This is a genomic window from Rhizobium sp. TAL182, from assembly GCF_002117725.1.
Classification (GTDB): domain Bacteria; phylum Pseudomonadota; class Alphaproteobacteria; order Rhizobiales; family Rhizobiaceae; genus Rhizobium; species Rhizobium esperanzae.
The window spans coordinates 2,175,457-2,194,513 of the sequence record NZ_CP021024.1; the positions used below are offsets into that span (position 1 = coordinate 2,175,457).

The window sequence follows — 19,057 nt, forward strand, 5'->3', positions numbered from 1 at the left end:
AGAGCCCTTGTTGTTATGAGCGCTGTGGCGCTCGCTTGCCGGATCAAGATATATAAACATATCACACCACGTTCCTTGTTTGTCCACCCAGAATTTTCGCAAGGTCGACCGCCCATTTTTCCAGCGCCTCGCCTTTGGCCTCAGTCAGCTTGGCATGCATGTAGTGCCCGCCGACGCCCTTTATGGCGTGGTTAAGCACCATGTCGATAATGTGGGGCTCGATGCTGAGTTCCTGCATGTTCGTGCTCGCGGTCCGCCTGAGATCGTGATGACGCCAGCCCTGGACGCCGGACAGTTCGTCCAATTCCTCCTTGAACTTCGAAAATCCGCCGAGCTTGCCGTTTTTGCCGGGGAAGCAGAACTGGTCCGCTTTGCCGGTGCCCAGCTGGTCGAGAGCGAGTTGTGGCAATTTCAGCAGGTGTTCACGACCCGACTTGTTGTCTTCCTCGCCCTGTTTCCACCTACCGCCAATAATGTCACCGTGTTTGAGCGCAGCTCCTTCGGAAATGCGTTGCGCTACAACTAGCAGAAAACGGACGAGGCGGCCGTACGCCTTGCCCTCAGCGCTTTTCATTAGCGGACAGGCGGCCCAGATGGCGCGCATTTCATCCGGCGTCAAAACCCGTTTGCGCTTGACGAGGCCGGGTCCGACCCTGAGCGTATCCGGGACGAAGTTCATCGGGATGTGATCTTCCTGGGCCGCCCATTTCATGATCGTCCCGAGGTAGCTCATGAACCGGTCACTCATTTGCGGGGCCGACTTCGCCACCTCATCACGCACCTTTCTGAGATCGCCTTTCGAGAAATTCTTAGCGGGTAATTTGAGATAATCGGCGAGAATGCGCCGCACGGCGCGCATCGCTTCTGGTAGTGTCTTCATGCCCTTGCCGGCCTTCTTCATGCGCGCCTTCTCGTATTTGTCGAAAAGCTGTTCAAGCGTCATGCCGGCCTGTTTCGGATGCGCGGCCTTCTCCTCGGCCGGCACCCCAGCCTCGACGCGATCAAGGCGGTTGCGGGCGGCTTCGCGGGCGTCGACTAGGCCCATGTGATCGCTGCCCTCGGGCGGATTGAGGCCCAGGTAATACCCGAGGGTGTCGCGCCGCCATTTCTCCCCGACTCGATAGCGCAGGGTCCATGTCTTACGCTTCTTCCCGACGCGAAGCGAAAGACCGGGCATCCGGAGATCGGGATAATCACCTTCGGGCAAAGTGGGGATGGAGATCGCGGTGAGTTGCTTTTTCATCAATGGCTCCAGGGCAATTTGGGCAATTTGGGCGCAAACCCTATGTTATACCTTGGAACATGTTGCGCAATGCTGAAATATATATGTGAATGAAAACAAAGTGTTGCTATAGGTAAGACTTTGAAATTTGGGAGCGCGCTATTTACTTTTAATCAGTAGGTCTCGGGTTCGAACCCCGACGCTCTCACCAACGATTTCAAGAAGTGGTGAGAATGCCTATCCTGCGACGGTTTGCTGGTCGCCACCACGCTAACAGGTATGCGGATTCGAAAGGTGGCACCGGTAATTCAACACTTGTGCTATCGACTGAGGCTAACGCTGGGACCGGCGGCTTAACCCGCGTCTTCACCGTCACAGGTGTGGGCACAGGTCGGGGTCATGGGCAACGACGCGCTTCTCTTGCCGCAATTGCGGGCTAACGGGCGGCACGCGCTCTAACTTATCGGCGATCCGCAGCAGCAAGCTTATTGGCTCATAACCGCCGGCAGGTCGGCTCCGACACCGCCAATCTGAGCATCCGGCTATATCCGAACGCCGATAGAGGCTTGGCCGTGGGTGGAAATCCGACGACGGTCGCCAAGGTCAAGCGGCTCAGTTACTATTTCGTCGACAACCCACGTCTGGCATACGCCGCATAGCTTCCGCCGGGCCCGATGGTCATACTGCTTGACTGACGTTTCACTCCTATGTTCAAGGTTGCTTTCACTCAATGAGGCAACCGTGACTACAAGATGGGCTTTTGACATTACCGCTCTGTCTCAATATCTGCTGGCGAGAGGCGAGCATAAGCCGGTGCGTCGAGCAGTTAAACAGCTTCAAGGAGCATGGACGGCGAAGTATGAACTCGCAGATATGTTCCTGGCGCTGAACACTCTGGTGGAGGTAGCCCAAAACAGCGAAGAAGCACGGATGAAATATGGCCGCGCTTTGATGGTTGACTTGGTTATTTCCTATGCCCGCACATTCCATGCTCAGTCGAACGGCAAGTCCGCAGTCGAGGTTAGGCCTTTCCTAGGTGCTGATTTGCAGGTGAAGCACGACTTCGTTTGCGATCTAAGGAACAAAGCCATAGCGCATTTGGACAGCAACCGATCCTCTGGTTTTGAGAGTGTCTGGGTAGAGGAGCGCGTTGTCGTTAGTAACGTAGGTGGCCCCACAATGTACAGCGGTGTCAGGATAGGCACCAACTTCCGGCAGCAGGCGCTCGAATTCATCGACGAGCTGCTACGTTCCATTGTCACGATCGTGGAAGCATCGATTCAGAAGCGCACAAGTGATCTCGATCGCTTGTTGGTTGACGCGTTCAACAAAGATGCTGAACTTTCCCAAAAAAGATACGATTTTCTATTTGACCCGGCGGAGTTCTTCCGGAGTGATGCCGCTGCCGAGCAATGGTGGTCAGGTGGTTTAATGGCTGAAATTCGCAACGAAAAAGGGGATATCACGATCCCAAAGTAGCGACATTTGCCGAGAGCGCCTGACTTGCCGACGTTCCAGCCGCCTCTCCTTAGCCGGGGAGGCGGCTTTCTTGTTTTCGGGATCAGAGGGTCGCAGGAAGCTGCAGACGACGTGATGACTGGAAGTCGGTTGCAATGACGTTCGATTATCCAATAAGGTAATGCATCATGATGACACCAACCCTTGCACAAAGAGAAGCTATTGCTGCGACCGTCGGCGATGCAACGCATCTCGGTTCATATGTGGCGGGAGAGGATTTCGTAAGGATTGGTGGTGAGCCCGCCATGTCATTGATGCGGCAGCACGCGGCGCAACTTGCAAATGCCGTTGAAACAATCGCCCGACTAAAAGTGGCATTCGAAGACCAGCAGGAGATTGATGATGAAAGCCTTGCGGGCCTCCGTAAATCTTATGATGTTTGGAATGCCTGGCTAGAGAGCAATGCACCAATAGCCGAACAAATCATGAGCCGTCTAAATGCCCAACGCAAGGGTCTGCGGAAATTCTCTAGCAAGTATGAGGAGGGGATTGCTGGAATAACCGCGTTAGAAATCGGATTGATGCAAACCCACAATGCGCGTGTTGACGTGGTCATCTTCCTGCGAACTTTGCTGGATAAATTCGATCCCGACAAAAAGATCGTGGCGCGTGCTGAAAAGCCAACTGATGTTGACGATTTTTTCAATGGCCTGGTGGCCGATTGATAGCTCTCGAATTTGACAAACGGTTTAGGAAAGCCGTCATTGCCCTCGATGACGAATCCAGAAGGCGCGCTCAAAAAGCCTTGAAACTCTTCATGGAGAACCCTCGTCATCCTTCCTTGAACTTTGAGGTGGTGCTATCTTCGGCCAATTACTTCACTATCCTGGTTGATCGCAGTCGGCGAATTTTGCTTGAGGCAATCGACGTCAAAATCTACCGAGTCTTCGACATAGGCTCGCACGACTATATTTATCGCAAGTACGGCTGAACCCGCCGTCCGATCATATTTGGTTGAACTGGCCGAAACCGGCCGCTCTTGCTCTAAGTCATGGCTCCCGATGACGACCTTCAATCCTGCTTGACTATCTCATCAGGGGCACGCTACCGATGCAACCTATAGTGTGGGAGGGGAACTTGGCGAGGCGGAACGAAAATGGACCTAAGCAGGAGCAAAAGGCAGACGAGGCCGAAGGGTTGGTCTCGCCGCTTCGGCTAGAAGAAATCTTTGAAGACGTCGGGTCAATTTTCCTTCCGAACGAGGTAGGTAAGGCGTCCTCGCGAGATGTACTGATCGCCGTCGATACAAACGTGTTACTGCTACCACTCACGATCGGGAGTGACGCTCTTTCCAAGCTGCAAGCGTTCTACGAGCGGCTACGCGCCGAGGGACGGCTCTTCCTGCCGGCACGTGCTGCCCGAGAGTATATTAGCAACAGAGACAGAAAGTTCGCGGACCTGCTGAAGACCCTGAACGATATGAAGTCTCGCGTGAACTACGATACGAAGCTTCCACCGATTCTCGACACTGAGGACTACGCGGCCGCGGAGAATGCCCTAGCCATTGCCAAGAAGGACTACGTGAAAGCATTAACGAAACTCAGCGAAAGCGTCAGATCCTGGAATGGGGACGATCCCGTTACTAAGGTTTATGCCGCTGCTTTCGACCAAAACAACATTATATCTCCGAAAGAAGAGCCGTCTCAGCTTCTATTGCAGTGGAAGACCCGACGAGCTGACCAGAGGCCGCCAGGCTATAAGGATGCTTCGAAACCCGACACCGGGGTTGGCGACTTTTTGATCTGGAAGTCGCTTCTTGATCTCGCTGAGACAAAGAAAAAAGACATGATCTTTATTACCGGCGACGAAAAAGCCGACTGGTCCGTTCGGGTAGACTTGAAAGGTGTCTTTCCAAGGCCAGAGCTAGTTGCTGAATATCGCAAAGCTTCCGGCGGCAAGAATATCCGATTTGCAAACCTCCATGACGTCTTGCGTGAGATGGATGTTGCAGAGGAGGTTGTCTTCGAGGTTGAGGCCGCCGAGCAAATTGCGAATATCTCGTCGCAGAAAGAAATGGGGCGAGACGTCGGTGATATCGCTTTTTTTAGGGTCAGCAGTGGCGGCGGTAGTATTGCATTTAACCGCAAGGAGATATTTTTCAACATTCAAATATCTCGCGCTGGACCGCAATCTGTCTGGATTTATCCGAACGGTTCTGTTGCTTTGGCAGCGTTCAAATACGGCACTCCAGGCGGGGTGATCGAGATACACGGTGCTCCGCGCTTAGAGCAGCCGTTTGCCGTCTCATCAGGAGAATGGATCTGCGCCCGTGGCAGTCAAGATACCACCTTGTTGGCAAGATTATTGCGGGTTGATGAGCTTGACGGTGATCAAATCAGCTACGTCTTCTCCTATGCGATCTACAGAGGTGAAGAGGTACTGCGTGCTCCTTAGTCAAGGTTCACGCCAGGACTTCTATAGGTGTATCCAGCACCAGTCGTTCCAGGTCTGTGCGAAGCCTTCTTGAGCAACGTCTTGCCAATTTCTTCGCCGTTGGCGTGGCAGATATTTACCAGGCCGGTGCGATGGCGTACGGACCACCGCGCCGCTGAAGTCGACACGCAAGCCCTTTTCAGCAAGAAGCTCTTTCAGCCTTCCTAGTGACGTGGCACTTGCGATCATGAAGTATCGCCCCAACGCGGGGACGGAGAATGTCAAAACTCAATCACCAGCGAGACTTACTTCGGTTAATTGACGACGCTGAAAAGGCGCGAAGGGAGCCCCTTGAGCCGCGGAATGGTGGCGTTCAAGGGCCGCTAACACTTGGAAACAAGCGCGCATCCTTTCAAGACTTCATTGTAAGATGCGCGTCTCATCATCTCGATGGAAAGCCTATGCCTCCACTTCCCAAAAAATTGAAAGGCCTGGTCGACGTTGGAAATGGCAAATATGCAGATGTTTTCATCCGCAGGTGGCTTGCAACACGGGTGGAATTCGAGAACGCGCTCAGGAAACTGACGGAGAAGCGAAGCAGGGCAAAAACGCGCTGATGTATGCGCTCTCCTCCGGCGCGTTAACTCGGATCAAAGTGCAAGCGACCGCCATTTCTTGATCGTCGCCGCTTCGGCATGTCCCTTTTCAGTCAAGGCGTAGCAAAAGGTCACCCGCTCTGTCTCGACCAGCCGGACCGCGCCAGTCTTTCGCAACTCTGCAAGCTACGCCGATCGTCGTACCGATATCGGTAGCAATGCACGCCGCCGACGTCGATCTGGTCCATTACCGTCGCCACGGTAATGGACATGCGTACGGCCACTGGAAGAACACCGGTACGCTTACCGCGACTGCCGGTATTATCGTCCGCGGTACTAGGGCCACCGAGACCATTACGGCTATCACGATTATTACCCGTATCGTCGTCGTTCAGGTGTGAGCGTGTATTTCGATTTCTAGTCGGCAGTTTCAGGAGATGCTCAATTTGGATGGAGCAGATCGACAGGTTGGTTAGCTTGCTCCTTAGTCGAGATTGGCTTTGAACCAATCAAGCCATTGATGCAAGAATTTAAACTCACGCTGGTCGCCGGCGATAGCGCGTAGAGTGATTTCATGTTTGAGAATAAATGGCGCGAGCTTCATTAGGTTTTTGTGCTGTTTTGGATCGTCTACTGCATCACGAACAATATTGGCTGCTTCCTGCCCCGCTGCAGATCTTTTGTGAGCGTACGGTGAGCTGTTTTTGCTGATCGGCCAAATCAGGCGATGTTCTGGCATTAGAACCAGCATTAGTGCTGACATTAATACCAGAACGAAGAGGTTTCATGGCTCGCATAGAGATCATGTCCGGTACCGAGCGCAGACGGCGTTGGTCGGACGAGGCGAAGCTGAGGATACTTGCGGAAGCTGATGAGCCCGGTGCTCGCATTGGCGATGTGGCGCGCCGGCACGACATTCATCCGGGCCAGATCCGCTTGTGGCGGCAATCATTCAACTATGCCGATCGGCCGACGGTGTTCCTCCCGGTGGAAATCACGGAGGAGGTTGGCGTAAGCCAGCCGTCTACCGCATCAACAAGGCCGACGATCGTTGAGATCTTGCTTCGAAACGGTCGGAGCTTGAAGGTTGCGGTTGACGTTGAGTTGAAGCTGCTTGGCCCGCTCGTCGCTTGCGTGGAGGCGGTATGATCGGCCCATCGGGGAATGTGAGGGTCTATCTGGCCTGCGGAGTGACCGATATGCGGCGTGGCATTGATGGTCTGTCCGCGCTGGTGGAGACGGTCGTGAGGGAGGCACCGGGCTCGGGCGCAATCTTCGGCTTTCGCGGAAAACGCGCGGACCGGATCAAGCTGCTTTGGTGGGATGGCCAGGGGTTCTGTCTGTTCTACAAGATTTTGGAGCGCGGATACTTTCCCTGGCCGACGGCGAAAGAGGGTGTAGCGCACCTGACGCAGGCGCAGCTTTCGATGCTCGTTGAGGGGATCGATTGGCGACGCCCGGCGTGGACTTCCGCTCCCGGCCGAACGGGATAAAAGCTATATTTTGCAGGGGCATGGGAAGCTTAACGCTGGTGCGTCAGAGGCAAATCGGCTAGTTTCGCGGATATGGAAACAGCGCCGCTGGACAGTCAGGACGAGCTCAATACTTTGCGCGCACTCGTCGCGGAACAGGCGGCAAAACTTGAGAGCCAGGAAGCCGAGGTCATCAAGCGAGACTCCATAATCGGGCTTCTTCGCGCGCAACTGGAGCTTCTCCGACATCGGCAACATGGCGCGTCTTCGGAAAAGATCGACAGGAAGATCGAGCAATTCGAGCTGATGTTGGAGGAGATCGAGGCCTCCCGGGCCGAGGCTGAACAGCGCTCCGGGAAACCGCCTCTGCCGGAGTTGGACGACGCATCCGAGAAGCCGAAGCGCAAGCCTCTACCCGATGATCTCACCACCGAAGAACTGGTCTATGCAGCTCCCTGCAATTGCCCGACCTGCGGTGGCACTTCGTTCCTGAAGGCGGCCGACAGAGTGGTCCAGGTGCTGGAGCACGTGCCGGCGTCGGTCAAGATTGTCCGGCATGTCGAGAAGCGCATGATCTGCAGGGAATGCGATACGACAGTGGCTGGCGAGATGCCGACCTTGCCGATCGAGCGCGGCAAACCCGGGCCGGGGCTGCTCGCCCACATCATGATCGCCAAATTCGACGATCACATTCCCCTCTACCGCCTGTCAGAGATGTACGACCGGTTGGGGATAGACATCTCCCGATCCGTAATGGCCGACTGGGTCGGCCGGGTATCTGCATTGCTGACACCACTTGTCCTGTTAATCAGGGCCCATATCGCCGCACTCGACCGAATACATACGGACGATACCCCGGTCGATGTTCTCGACCCCGGGCGGGGCAAGACAAAAACCGGCAGGGTCTGGGTCTACATCTTTGACGGCAGTGGCTATCAATCCGCCACTCCCGCAGCCATTGCCTATTACTACAGCCCCGACCGCAGGGGCGCACATCCGGCTGATCACCTGGCAAGCTTCAGCGGCGTCATGCATGCCGACGGCTACGGGGGTTACAAGAAGCTCTATGGCAACCAGATCATTGAAGCCGCCTGCATGGCGCATGTGCGCCGCAAGTTCCATGATGTGATAAAGCTCAAGCCGTCTCCGATCGCTGAGGAAGCGCTGTCACGCATCGGCGCTCTCTACGATATCGAGAACCGTATCCGAGGCATGTCGGCTGACGAGCGGCGCACCCTGCGCCAACACCATGCCCGGCCTGTTCTGGACGAACTCAAGGCCTGGATCGAGGCGACACTCTCGACTTTGCCTCAGAAGCAGAGGCTGGCCGAGGCGATGCGATATGCCCTGTCGCGATGGGCAGCCTTGAGCGTCTACATCGACGATGGCCGTGTCGAAATCGACAACAACATCGCTGAACGAGCCATGCGTCCGCTTGGAATTGGAAGGAAGAACTGGCTGTTTGCCGGCTCGGACAAGGGCGGCGAGCGCATCGCCAACATCCTCACCATCATCGAGACGGTCAAACTGCAAGGCCATAATCCAGAGGTCTATCTGACGGATGTCCTGACCCGGATCCAGGATCACCCCGAAGACCGAATTGAAGACCTCCTGCCTTGGAACTGGACGCCGGCAAAAGCTCGATGCGAGGCCGCCTGATGGCGCGCTCGAGGTTCATCTACACACTCAGCCAAGTCGCCGGCATGATCGGCGAAAACCTCGAACTGATCGAAGAAGTGACCGCAAACTCGGACAACATCTCCGAAGGCGAACTGGTTTACGTCGGCGATGGCAGTGAAGACGGCACGAAGGGTCTGACCGAGAATGGCATCGAAGAACTTCAAAGCCTACTCGCCGACATCAGGACGTGGGACGGCGGTATCCGCGAGTTCCTCATCGACACACAGTGCGATCCTGAAATAATCGACCGCATCATGGCCGATGAGATGAAACGCGGCCTATAGATTCCATCTCTCGACACCCGAAAATGCGTTCGCCGGACGCTTACGATCTTTTTGCTCCCTCAGCTATCAAAACCGCCGCGATCCAAGAAGCGGTCATAGCCAGTTGACTGGGAAAAAGTGCCAGCGCACCCAAAACCATAACCGCTGACACGTTGCGGATCGTGTTGGTGCCGAGAATGGCCGAACGCGATGGATGAGTGCCGGAACCAATATTGGCAGCCGTTTCAGTAATGAATGATTCGGTTCGTTCAGTTGCAATGCCTTCCTCGGCGATAGCCGTGGCTAGATCGACAGATGCTGATCGAAGAGTTGTTTGTTGCTCGGGAGTTCGATTGTATTCTGCTGCGTCCGAAAGATACTCACGCCCGATTTCCGTAGCGAGCAAAAGGGGGCCGTGAAGGTCAAGAATTGATCCAAGAGCCGCCTTTTCCGAATCCCCTAATTCTGGAACTAATCTATCTTGAATGTCCCGATGCGATGCCTTTTCCGCATTTCCCAGAAGCGTTCCAAATGCTGCAACCATATTATAGTCGATTGTGCGTTCTCGAATTGCTTCGGAATAATTAACAAGACACCTGTGAATCCTTGCATGCACTGTATTACGCCCGAATAGCTCGATCGCGTCATCGACCTCGGCCCTTAGAATGGGAATGATCGATTTTATGCGCGCAATATGATTTTTTGAGGAGTCTAACTCTTCACCGGGTGCAAAATCGAGTTTCCCTTGGACAACAGAGAAGCGCGGTCCATGGGATTGCACGGGCTCGGACGGCAGCTCGGTAAGAGGCACATCAAGTTTATTGAGACCGAATTGAACGCCCCTAAGCAAGTTGCGAATATAGCTGCAATCTTCATGAAGGCTAAGACCTGCGCTATCTCTTTTGTCGAGGCGTCTCTCTGCCACATGAGAAAGAGAGGTATGCTTCAGCAGCCCTTCAACTGTATCGACTTCTTTGAAGAATTCATCAAGCCCATCCATAGTCAAGCTCGTGGGATTTAGCTCGACTTCCCGCACAGCAGAGGAAAAATACTCTAACCTTCGTAGAAGCTGATCCAGCTGAGATCCAACCTTGTGAGTCTGAATCAAGCGCAGCATCATTTGGATCCGGGCGTCCGCCTGCTTAAGCAGATTTTGTATCCGTGTCGCTTCCATTATTTCAGCTTTGAATTCAGCGGGGCTATCGGTGAGCGGGAGGTGAAGCGGCGCGCTTGGTTATCCAAGCTTCTAATACTGCAAGGAGAAATCATAATACCGAGCACTGATCCGAAAACGATCGAAAAAATTAAGCGCATTTAATACGAGAAGTTCGCCGCGCGCGGTGGTCTGAGGTCTGTTCTCCTGTTAGTCGTCAGGCCGCCAGATCGCTTCATTATCATTGACGCTTGTGCATATCTCTTGGATTCCGCATGCAACATCGGACCATCGCAGGCGGAATATCCGAGAATGAGGGGCAACTGAAGCCGCCCCTTCTTGCATCGGATTTTACTTGCGGTTTCCCTTCGTCTCGTCCTGACGAAGTACCGAAGCTGCAAGGGTCTTGGCTTCACCCTTAGTCGGCATCTTTCCTCCGAGCACCTTACCGGCGATCGATGACGCTTTGTTACCAGACTGCGCCTTAGCCATGGCTAAGTTCCTTATCGGCCTCTTGATTGCCAAGCCTTCGGGAGCTATCACGAGATTGCTACGTCTGCGTTGCGGCTCACGGCTTGCTTGACGGCGGGCCTCAAAACCGCAAAGCAAACACTCGAAGGCACCTTGAGCGATCAAGGTGCCTTTTTAGATCAGTACTTTGCAGATGACGTCAATTGCCGCGCCGACCTTTAGTAGCTGGATACGCGGCAATTCCACAGAATTCACATCATGGCCGAAGCTCTTTTTTCGGTTTTCCACAGCGAAGGTTATCGGGGATAACCGGTTGCAGGGATTGACGGCCTATTGGGGCGGCCTCCGCACAGATACCGACGGGCGGTCAGACTTTGATTTCCGGAACTAAAAGCGCCCACATCGACTTTGACCCCTGAATTATTTTGGAGTGAGGGACAGAACACCGAAAATGGCCATCCGCGGAATGAGTCGTACGTGCTCGCTCTTGTCGTGCTCGGCATTAGGAGGCTCCATCACCGCTGGACGATCACGCGGGTCCCCGGCTGGACCATGTCGTAAAGCTCCTCGACGTCCTCGCGGTACATCCGGAAGCATCCGCTTGATGCATTGGTGCCGATGGAGGAGGGGTCGTTGGTACCGTGGATGCGGAGAAGTCCGTCGGCAAGGTAGATCGCGCGGGTTCCAAGCGGGTTTGCGGGCCCGGGCTTGACCACTGCCGGGAGCCTTGGGTTTTTCTGGCGCATGCTGGCTGTTGGCCGCCATTCGGGATGCAGTCGTTTCGACACGACACGCGTCGTCCCATACCATTGTTTGCCTTCCCGGCCGACGGCGATGGCGTAGGCAAACTGCTCACCCTCTGATGTCGTGTAGATAAGCGTGTGCTCACGCGTGGCAATGACGATGGTTCCTCTTCCAACGCGCGTCGATGGCTCCCGACGTTCTGGAAAGGGTTCCGGGTAGCCAGGCTCTGGCTCGTAGTTTGGAGGAGGGGGATAGGGGCTGTAAGGGTCATCATAGCCATAGCCGTCGTATTCATCGTATCCATCATACGGCGTGTAAACTTGGGCTTGGGCATGCACCACTGTCAAAAACAGGGCCGCAGCAAGGAGAACCAGCAATCTCATTCTTCGCATCCGCTTGTTATACAATCATGATTGGGCCGAATTCTATGGCGGCACTATGGCGGGGTAGGCAGCGATTTGACGGTGATCTTTCGTCGCTCCGAGAAGCCGACCAGCCGGAAGCAAATGTGCGCTTGCCTGCCGGTGGCATGGCGACGTAGATGCTCAATAAGCGACTGGTTCAAACCTCGCAGAATCTCGGTTCGATGCAGTTCCGCCCCAACGCGCGAGCGTCACACCCGGACACGGCATCCAAATGGGCTTCGTGCAGACGCCGACAGGCGGTCCGAGACTTTGCTTCACGGAACCAAAAGCGCCGCATCGACTTTGACCCCTGACTTACCTTGGAGGTTCCCTGATGGACAGGACACCGAAAACGGCCATTCGCGGAATGTTGTCCTACGTGATCGCTCTTCTCGTCCTCGGCATTCTGGCGGGCGCCGTTTACACGCTCTACGGCCATCCCGCCGATCCGTCCGAGAAACCAGCGGCTGAGTCCATTCCGCAAAAGGCGACAGCTCCGCAGTGAGAGGCGTCACAACGCTATTGAATCGGTCGCCCTTTGAGAACAAATGGTGAAACCGAAAGCGTTCTGCCAGATCCGGCGCCCACCCGGTCCGGTCGTGCTGAAACACCCGCGCTCCACTGCGAGGCACCCCGCAAGCGGCAACCAACAAGGGCTTTGGAAAGCAAGGCAGAAATTCTGTCGCAAGTCCTTCCCACCAGTAGAGAGCTTATATTTATGGGGGGAACAACCTGCGACAGGGGAAATCGGACCCGCGCAGGCATTGCGAAATAGGGGAGAGCAGCCGGGCCGGGACGGCCCGCTATGCCGGATTTTGCGCTCGGATAGGGTGAACAAAGGAGCTCGCGGATGAGAGACCATGCGGTCGTGATATCGGGAGGAGGGCCGACGGGGCTGATGCTGGCGGGTGAACTGGCCCTGGCGGGCGTCGATGTCGCCATCCTCGAACGTCGCGAGAACCAGGAGATCGTCGGTTCACGTGCCGGCGGTTTGAGCTCGCGCACGCTCGAAGTTTTCGACCAGCGCGGCATCGTCGATCGGTTCCTGAAGGAAGGGCAGATCGCCCAGGTCACGGGATTTGCGGTCACGCGGCTTGATATCAGCGATTTCCCGACGCGGCACAATTACGGGCTGGCCCTGCGGCAGAAGCACATCGAGCGCATCCTCGCCGGCTGGGTCGGCGAGCTGCCGGTGACGATCTATCGCGGCCGCGAATTGACCGGCTTCGGGCAGGATGAGACCGGCGTCACCCTCGAACTCTCCGATGAGACGTCGCTGCGCGCGGGCTATCTCGTCGGCTGCGATGGCGGCCGCAGCCTGGTTCGCAAGATCACCGGCATCGCCTTTCCGGGATGGGATGCGACCACCAGCAATATTCTCGCCGAGGCCGAGATGGAGGAGGAGCCGCCGCTCGGTGTCCACCGCACCGCGCTCGGCATGCATGCCTTCGGCCGCGAGCAATATGAGATCCGCGACGGCAAGGTGGTCTTCGCCAGCGAAGGTCCGATCAACATCATGGTGACGGAACAGACGGCCGGCGCCACAGGCGAGCCGACGCTTGATGATCTCAGGCAAGCGCTCATCGCCGCCTGCGGAACCGATTATGGCATCCACGGCCTAAAGTGGATCTCCAGGTTCACCGACATGTCGCGCCAGGCGGAGGTCTACCGCAAGGGCAGGGTGCTGCTGGCGGGTGACGCCGCGCATGTGCATTCCCCGGTGGGCGGGCAGGGCCTCAATACCGGTGTGCAGGATGCCGTCAATCTCGGCTGGAAGCTCGCCCAGGTGGTGAAGGGCATATCGCCTGCGGCCCTGCTCGACACCTATCACGCCGAGCGTCATCCGGTCGCCGCCCGCGTGCTGCGCACGACGATGGCGCAGGTCGCGTTGCAACGGACCGATGATCGCACCGAAGCCCTGCGCAACATCGTGTTGGAGCTGCTTGGCCTGGAGGAGGCGCGCAAGACGATCGCCGCCGAAATGTCTGGGCTCGGCATCCGTTATGATTTCGGCGAGGGGCACCCGCTGCTCGGCCGCCGCATGCCTGATCTCGACCTGGTCACGCCGGACGGCCCCTTGCGTGTCTTTACGCTGCTCAAAGATGCAAGACCGGTGTTGTTGAACCTCGGGCCGCGCGGCAGCCTCGACACCGGCCTATGGTCAGACCGGGTGCCTCTGGTCGATGCGCGCTATGACGGGCCATGGGAACTGCCGGCGCTGGGGGCGGTTGCGGCCCCGATCGCGGTGCTGATCCGGTCAGACGGATATGTGGCATGGGTGGGCGAGGGATCCCGGAATGGCCTCGACGCAGCGATGAGCACCTGGTTCGGGCCGCCTCGCTAATAGGGAAAAGCGGCAGCGCTAAGCGGCCAGCGAAATCGGCACGCCGTCTGGCATTGGCTCCGGCATCGGTTTGCCGCGGCGCTCCCAGGTGCGGCGGCTGATGCCGAAGGCCTCCCAGGGGCGGGCTGCGCTGAGGGAATTGTCGAGATAGTCGGCCCTGGTAACGGCGCCGGCGGCCCGCCGCTGCTCTTCCTTTCGGCTTCGGTCGCGCTGGCGCCGCTTTGCCTTCTGCAGTTTTGCTCTTTTCGCCTTCGGCACGTCGAAGGCGCCAATGGTGCGAATGTCGAGCGCGCTGCGTTCCGCATAGCTCAGATGCAGGGCGTGACCGAGCGCATCGGCGGTGAGGGGAGAAAAGCGCAGTTTCGTCCGCTCATAGATGATTTCTTCGATCGCGGCTTTCCGAGCCCAGGGCAGCCATCGCGCCGCCCAGCCGAGAACCACGTCGACAAATCCTTCTCCGAACTCGACAAAGGCGAGGCCGGCGATCACCTCGACATAGATCAAGGCGTCATCCGCCTCGGGCACGATCGCGCCATGACGATGCCGGATCAATTTCTCGATCTCGCGCATCCGGCCGCGGAAGTGATTCCAGCGGCCGCCTCGCATGCGGCGCTGCACGGCCTTGTAACCGAGGAGGCAGTCGCCGATTTTGACCGCGGTAACGTCCCGCGCAAGACCCTCCGCACGCCCGGCCTCGTCAGCCCGATCTGCCGAGCTCGCCCCTCCATCCGCGCCGACGAGACGATCCATCGTTTCTCCTTTGCGACCAGGCCCGAGAGGCCGAACGCGTCAATGTAGCGGAAGTGGGGGCGGTGAAGCTCGCGTTTTCTGCATTGTTCCCTGGATTTCTGCAGCGGAGCGTCCGCTATCCGGGCAGCCCCGCAATATCGAGCGCGGCGCCGAGAGAGGCCGCCAGAGCCGGGTCGCAGTCGACGCCGGAAAATTGCATGCTGTAGCGAAACGCAGGCTGCAGCTCCAGAACGCGAGCCGCAGCACTTCTGGCGTCGGTGAGACGTCCGAGTTTTGCGAGCGAGGCCGCCAGGAGCATGTGCGAAATGCTGTGACGCGGATTGTGTTGAACCGCCCTGTAAGCCGCTTTGACGGCCTCCTCATCATGTCCCAGGTGAAAGTGACCAAGCACCAGCGCATGGAAAGCCGACCACGCCCAGGGATCGAACGGGCTGAGACGCAGAGCCCGCTCGCCCCATTCGATGGCGCGCTCGGCCTTTCCAGCCCAGCCGAACATCACGCCGCCGACGATATAGGTGATCGCCGAAGACGGGCTGACGGCGAGCGCCGCCTCGGCCGCGGCGAAGGCGGCATCACGGTCATGTTCGTCCATGCCGATGGAAAAGGCTGCAAATGTCAGGGCAAGCGCATCGTCCTGGCCGTGGAGAATGGCCGCCCGCGCATGCCGGACCGATGCCAGACGATGGTCTTCAAGCAAGCCGGCGCGCAGGAAGAGGCAATGATGGCACATGGCTGCGAAGGCATGGGCCAGCGCATAGCCGGGTTCGAGTGCAAGCGCGCGCTCAACCAGCGCCAATGCCGTTGCTGCCTCGGTCGGCATGCCGCAATAGACGTCGGGCTGGGCCTGCAACACGAGGTCGTAGGCGTCGAGATTATCAGGCCGCTTGCGCTTGACGCGCTCCAGTTCCGCCCGGCGCAGGCGCGGCTCGATGGCGCTGACGACGTTGAGGGCGATTTCGTCCTGCAGATCAAAAATGTCGGCGAGCGGGCGGTCGAAACGTTCCGTCCACAGCAGGCTTCCGGTTTCGGCCTCGATCATCTGCGCCGACAACCGCACACGACCGCCGGACCTGCGCACGCTGCCTTGCAAGAGATAGCGTGCACCGAGCTCCTGGCCGATCTGTTTCAGGCCGAGCGTTTGAGCATCGTAGGTGAAGCTCGATTTTGGGGCCACCACGAACAGCCAGTTCACCCGGGAAAGCCCCGCCGCGATGTCTTCGACGATGCCGTCCGCGAAATATTCATCTTCCCCGTCGCCATTCGAATTCGAGAAGCGGAGCACGGCGACGGATGGTCTGGATGGACGAGCAGACACCGGTGCTGTCGGATGCGCCGCGCCGGCGGGCAGACTTTCGCTGGTGACCGCCGGCCCGATATAGCGGTAGCCCCGCCGCGGCAAGGTTTCGATCCAGTCCGTCCCTCCGTCGGCGGAAAGAGCCCGGCGTATGGCCGCCATCTGAACCGTAAGATTGCTGTCCTCGATGGCGAGGCCCGGCCATGCGGCTTCTATCAGCGCCTCCTTGCCGACCGGCGTTCCCGCCCGTTCCAGAAGCACCCCCAATAGCGCCACGGCGCGTCGCCCCAGCCCCAGCGGCTCTGCTCGGCAAAACAGGATCTCGGCGCCCGCGTCGAGGCAAAACGAACCGAACTTGTGGATCGCAGCCATAGCCGGAGGAAATATCATTCGCAGAAATTTTGCAACAATTTCGCAAGCCCTTTGCGACTTCGAGGCGGGAAGGCGGCATCGTTGAAGCGGCTGAAAAGGCCGAATGTTGCGAAAAATGGAGGAGAGTGAAATGAGCGCGAAAGCCGTTGTTCGAATGCCGGGTGAGGGCAAGGAACTGAGCCTGGCCGGCAAGCCCTTGCGGTTCCTCGTGGCTGGGGAAGACACCCGGCATACCTCGATGTTCGACTGGACATTGCCGCCAGGCTTTTTCACCGGACGCCATGTTCACCGCGTCCAGGAAGAAACCTTCTTTGTGCTTGAAGGCGAATGCGAATGGGAGGTCGGCGGCCGAAAGATCACGGCGACGCCCGGCACCTATGTCTTCATCCCGCCTGGCGTGCCCCACAACATCGGCAATGCCAGCGGCAAGACGGCAAGGACGATCATGACGGTCTCGCCGCCCGGCCACGAACACTATTTCGAGGAGCTCGCAAAGCTTGTCGCGCAAAGCAGCCCGCCGGATGCGGCCGCGATCGCGGAACTGCGGGAGCGGTATGACACGACACAGATCTCGAAGCTGCATAAATAGGACGTGATCGGCGGTTCCCAGCTGCCGGCGGCTGGTCTTGCCGGCAGAGATGGCCGGCCAGCAGATCGCGAACGAGCGGCATCCCGGTCCCTTTGATTTCTATTGGCAACGTCCCGTGTTATGATCACGGGACTGGCCTTATCGGCCGTGTTGTCAGTACAGAGACTTGTCCGATGAGCGAAGTGGACGTGCTTTTTGCCAGCCTGCGACAGGCGGCTGACCCGCAGACGGTCGAGTGCATCGAAAATGTCGTTAAGCACGGCGCCGATCGTGATCTCAATCGCGTCAATGCGCTCGCCTTCGCCGCCAAGCACCATCTCGATGAAGAGAAAACCATCGCCGCCTTTCTGCATGCAGCCCGCATCGGCGCCTTCGAGATGACCTGGAACGTGCTTTGCCCGGGATGCGGCGGCGTCCTCGACAGCGGCGCAACCCTCAAAGGGGTCAACCAGGATACCTATCATTGCGCCCTCTGTGCGGCCGGATACGAACCGACCCTCGACGAGATGGTCGAGGTCACCTTCACGGTCAGTCCGCGCGTGCGCAGGATTGCCGCCCACGAGCCCGACCGGCTGCCGCCGCTCGAATATTACCGCCAGATTTTCTTCAGCTCCGGCGTCGACCTGCCGGAGGATCTGGAAGCCAGGTTCGACCGCATCCTGTTGGAACTGATCGAGCTGGCGCCGGGTGAGAAGGCCTTCGTGTCGCTGCAGTTGCCGGCGCAATTCGTCATCATCTTCGATGCGGTGACCCATTCGGCGCAGTTCATCGATGTGCAGGGGGAACCCACCGACGAGCGCCAGAACCTCTCGATGGTCATCAGCCGCGGGCATGCGCTGAACGAAACCGTGACGTTGCGTCCCGGCTTGCTGAGGCTCACGCTCGAGAACCACACCGATCGCCGGGTGGTGCCGAATGTCTGCATCGCCGGCGATGAGCTGCACGATCTCCTCGGCCGCAGGCGGCCATTTCTGACGGCCAAGCGCCTGCTGACGAACCAGAGCTTCCGCGACATCTACCGGACCGATACGCTCGACGTCGACCAGCGCCTGAAGATCACCAGCCTGACGTTCCTCTTCACCGATCTCAGGGGCTCGACCGCGCTCTATGAGCGCGTCGGCGATCTTGCCGCTTTCGATCTGGTGCGGGCGCATTTCCGCGTTCTTCACGAGATCGTCGCCACCGAGGCCGGCGCGGTCGTCAAGACGATCGGCGATGCCGTGATGGCGACCTTTCCGAGCCCGGACCGGGCGGTGGCGGCGGCGCTCAGGATGCGCGAGGCAATGCGCCGGCTGAATACCGAACACGGCAGCGAAGACCTCCTGCTGAAGATCGGCATCCATGAGGGACCGTGCCTTGCCGTCAACTTGAACGACAGGCAGGACTATTTCGGCCAGACGGTCAATATCGCCTCCCGCGTCCAGGGCCTTGCCGACCCGAATGTGATCATGACGACCGAGGCGATCGTCGAAGATGCCAATGTCTCGGAGATCCTGCGCGACAGCGGCGTCACATCGGCCTCGCGGATGGCGGAGCTTCAGGGCATTGGCAGGGAGGTCAGGATCTTCGCCCTGTCGTGAGCGTCATCCGCTGACCGCATATGCAGAAGAAGAGACGCCAGGGCACCAGCTGGCTGCTGAAAGACCACTGCAAAACCCGCAACGTCATCCTCGGCCTTGTACCGAGGATCTGCGCCGGCCCGATTAAGCATCTGCAAATAAATATTTTCCCGTCAAGCAATTACAGTGGTTAGATGCTCGGCACAAGGCCGAGCATGACGGAGGAGATCAACGAACTGCGCCGGAGCATCAG

18 protein-coding genes and 1 pseudogene are annotated in these 19,057 nt (G+C 57.8%); 12 read left to right on the forward strand and 7 right to left on the reverse strand.

Features of this window, described 5'->3' with window-relative positions; genetic code table 11:
* Positions 1–61: 61 nt before the first annotated feature.
* On the reverse strand, positions 62–1,243 hold the full coding sequence (locus Tal182_RS10950) for an integrase family protein (protein WP_085859443.1): 1,182 nt from the start codon (positions 1,241–1,243) through the stop codon (positions 62–64).
* A gap of 720 nt (positions 1,244–1,963) precedes the next feature.
* On the opposite strand from Tal182_RS10950, the gene Tal182_RS10955 reads away from it, so the two are divergent.
* The 4 genes and pseudogenes from Tal182_RS10955 (at position 1,964) to Tal182_RS32720 (ending at position 6,130) form a co-directional block, all read left to right on the forward strand.
* Positions 1,964–2,701: a hypothetical protein gene (locus Tal182_RS10955; protein ID WP_125461477.1), complete on the forward strand. Its 738-nt coding sequence runs from the start codon at positions 1,964–1,966 to the stop codon at positions 2,699–2,701.
* A 167-nt stretch (positions 2,702–2,868) separates the two neighbouring features.
* Entirely contained in the window at positions 2,869–3,405 is a 537-nt protein-coding gene (locus tag Tal182_RS10960; protein ID WP_125461478.1) for a hypothetical protein, read from the forward strand.
* 412 nt (positions 3,406–3,817) lie between these two features.
* On the forward strand, positions 3,818–5,134 hold the full coding sequence (locus Tal182_RS10970) for a PIN domain-containing protein (protein ID WP_125461479.1): 1,317 nt from the start codon (positions 3,818–3,820) through the stop codon (positions 5,132–5,134).
* A 715-nt stretch (positions 5,135–5,849) separates the two neighbouring features.
* Positions 5,850–6,130: pseudogene (locus Tal182_RS32720) on the forward strand (hypothetical protein).
* Positions 6,131–6,193: 63 nt separating this feature from the next.
* Here the strand turns inward: Tal182_RS32720 and Tal182_RS10985 are convergent.
* On the reverse strand, positions 6,194–6,448 hold the full coding sequence (locus tag Tal182_RS10985; RefSeq protein ID WP_125461480.1) for a hypothetical protein: 255 nt from the start codon (positions 6,446–6,448) through the stop codon (positions 6,194–6,196).
* A gap of 47 nt (positions 6,449–6,495) precedes the next feature.
* Between Tal182_RS10985 and Tal182_RS10990 the strand changes: the two genes are divergently transcribed.
* From Tal182_RS10990 to Tal182_RS33195, 4 genes are all read left to right on the forward strand, one after another.
* Entirely contained in the window at positions 6,496–6,858 is a 363-nt protein-coding gene (locus Tal182_RS10990) for a transposase (RefSeq protein ID WP_009996987.1), read from the forward strand.
* Positions 6,855–7,202 (forward strand): IS66 family insertion sequence element accessory protein TnpB, encoded by a 348-nt coding sequence (gene tnpB, locus Tal182_RS10995; protein ID WP_009996986.1) that lies wholly within the window; start codon positions 6,855–6,857, stop codon positions 7,200–7,202. The genes Tal182_RS10990 and tnpB overlap by 4 nt, the downstream gene beginning before the upstream one ends.
* A gap of 72 nt (positions 7,203–7,274) precedes the next feature.
* Positions 7,275–8,840 carry an IS66-like element ISRel19 family transposase gene (locus Tal182_RS11000; protein WP_009996985.1) on the forward strand — a complete coding sequence of 522 codons (1,566 nt, stop codon included), beginning with the start codon at positions 7,275–7,277 and terminating at the stop codon, positions 8,838–8,840.
* Positions 8,840–9,145 (forward strand): hypothetical protein, encoded by a 306-nt coding sequence (locus Tal182_RS33195; RefSeq protein WP_009996984.1) that lies wholly within the window; start codon positions 8,840–8,842, stop codon positions 9,143–9,145. Before Tal182_RS11000 ends, Tal182_RS33195 begins: the two co-directional genes overlap by 1 nt.
* A 40-nt stretch (positions 9,146–9,185) precedes the next feature.
* On the opposite strand, the gene Tal182_RS31680 is transcribed toward Tal182_RS33195, so the two are convergent.
* The 3 genes from Tal182_RS31680 to Tal182_RS11020 all read right to left on the reverse strand — a co-directional run bounded on the left by Tal182_RS31680 (position 9,186) and on the right by Tal182_RS11020 (position 11,875).
* Positions 9,186–10,298: a hypothetical protein gene (locus Tal182_RS31680; RefSeq protein ID WP_125461481.1), complete on the reverse strand. Its 1,113-nt coding sequence runs from the start codon at positions 10,296–10,298 to the stop codon at positions 9,186–9,188.
* A gap of 330 nt (positions 10,299–10,628) precedes the next feature.
* Complete coding sequence (locus tag Tal182_RS32220; RefSeq protein WP_164517784.1) at positions 10,629–10,769, reverse strand: hypothetical protein; 141 nt, start codon at positions 10,767–10,769, stop codon at positions 10,629–10,631.
* Between the two features lie 494 nt (positions 10,770–11,263).
* Positions 11,264–11,875: a L,D-transpeptidase gene (locus tag Tal182_RS11020; RefSeq protein WP_085859451.1), complete on the reverse strand. Its 612-nt coding sequence runs from the start codon at positions 11,873–11,875 to the stop codon at positions 11,264–11,266.
* 355 nt (positions 11,876–12,230) lie between these two features.
* On the opposite strand from Tal182_RS11020, the gene Tal182_RS32225 reads away from it, so the two are divergent.
* Positions 12,231–12,401 (forward strand): hypothetical protein, encoded by a 171-nt coding sequence (locus tag Tal182_RS32225; protein ID WP_164517785.1) that lies wholly within the window; start codon positions 12,231–12,233, stop codon positions 12,399–12,401.
* A gap of 345 nt (positions 12,402–12,746) precedes the next feature.
* Entirely contained in the window at positions 12,747–14,240 is a 1,494-nt protein-coding gene (locus tag Tal182_RS11025; protein WP_085859452.1) for an FAD-dependent monooxygenase, read from the forward strand.
* 18 nt (positions 14,241–14,258) lie between these two features.
* Here the strand turns inward: Tal182_RS11025 and Tal182_RS11030 are convergent, their stop codons facing one another.
* Together Tal182_RS11030 and Tal182_RS11035 are read right to left on the reverse strand one after the other, a co-directional pair.
* Entirely contained in the window at positions 14,259–14,990 is a 732-nt protein-coding gene (locus Tal182_RS11030) for a hypothetical protein (protein ID WP_085859453.1), read from the reverse strand.
* Positions 14,991–15,105: 115 nt separating this feature from the next.
* Positions 15,106–16,656 carry a winged helix-turn-helix domain-containing protein gene (locus Tal182_RS11035; protein WP_085859454.1) on the reverse strand — a complete coding sequence of 517 codons (1,551 nt, stop codon included), beginning with the start codon at positions 16,654–16,656 and terminating at the stop codon, positions 15,106–15,108.
* Between the two features lie 130 nt (positions 16,657–16,786).
* Here Tal182_RS11035 and Tal182_RS11040 point away from each other — a divergent pair, with 130 nt between their 5' ends.
* Positions 16,787–17,245 carry a cupin domain-containing protein gene (locus Tal182_RS11040; RefSeq protein WP_085859455.1) on the forward strand — a complete coding sequence of 153 codons (459 nt, stop codon included), beginning with the start codon at positions 16,787–16,789 and terminating at the stop codon, positions 17,243–17,245.
* Positions 17,246–17,418: 173 nt separating this feature from the next.
* Complete coding sequence (locus Tal182_RS11045) at positions 17,419–18,825, forward strand: adenylate/guanylate cyclase domain-containing protein (RefSeq protein ID WP_085859456.1); 1,407 nt, start codon at positions 17,419–17,421, stop codon at positions 18,823–18,825.
* Positions 18,826–19,057 lie beyond the last annotated feature (232 nt).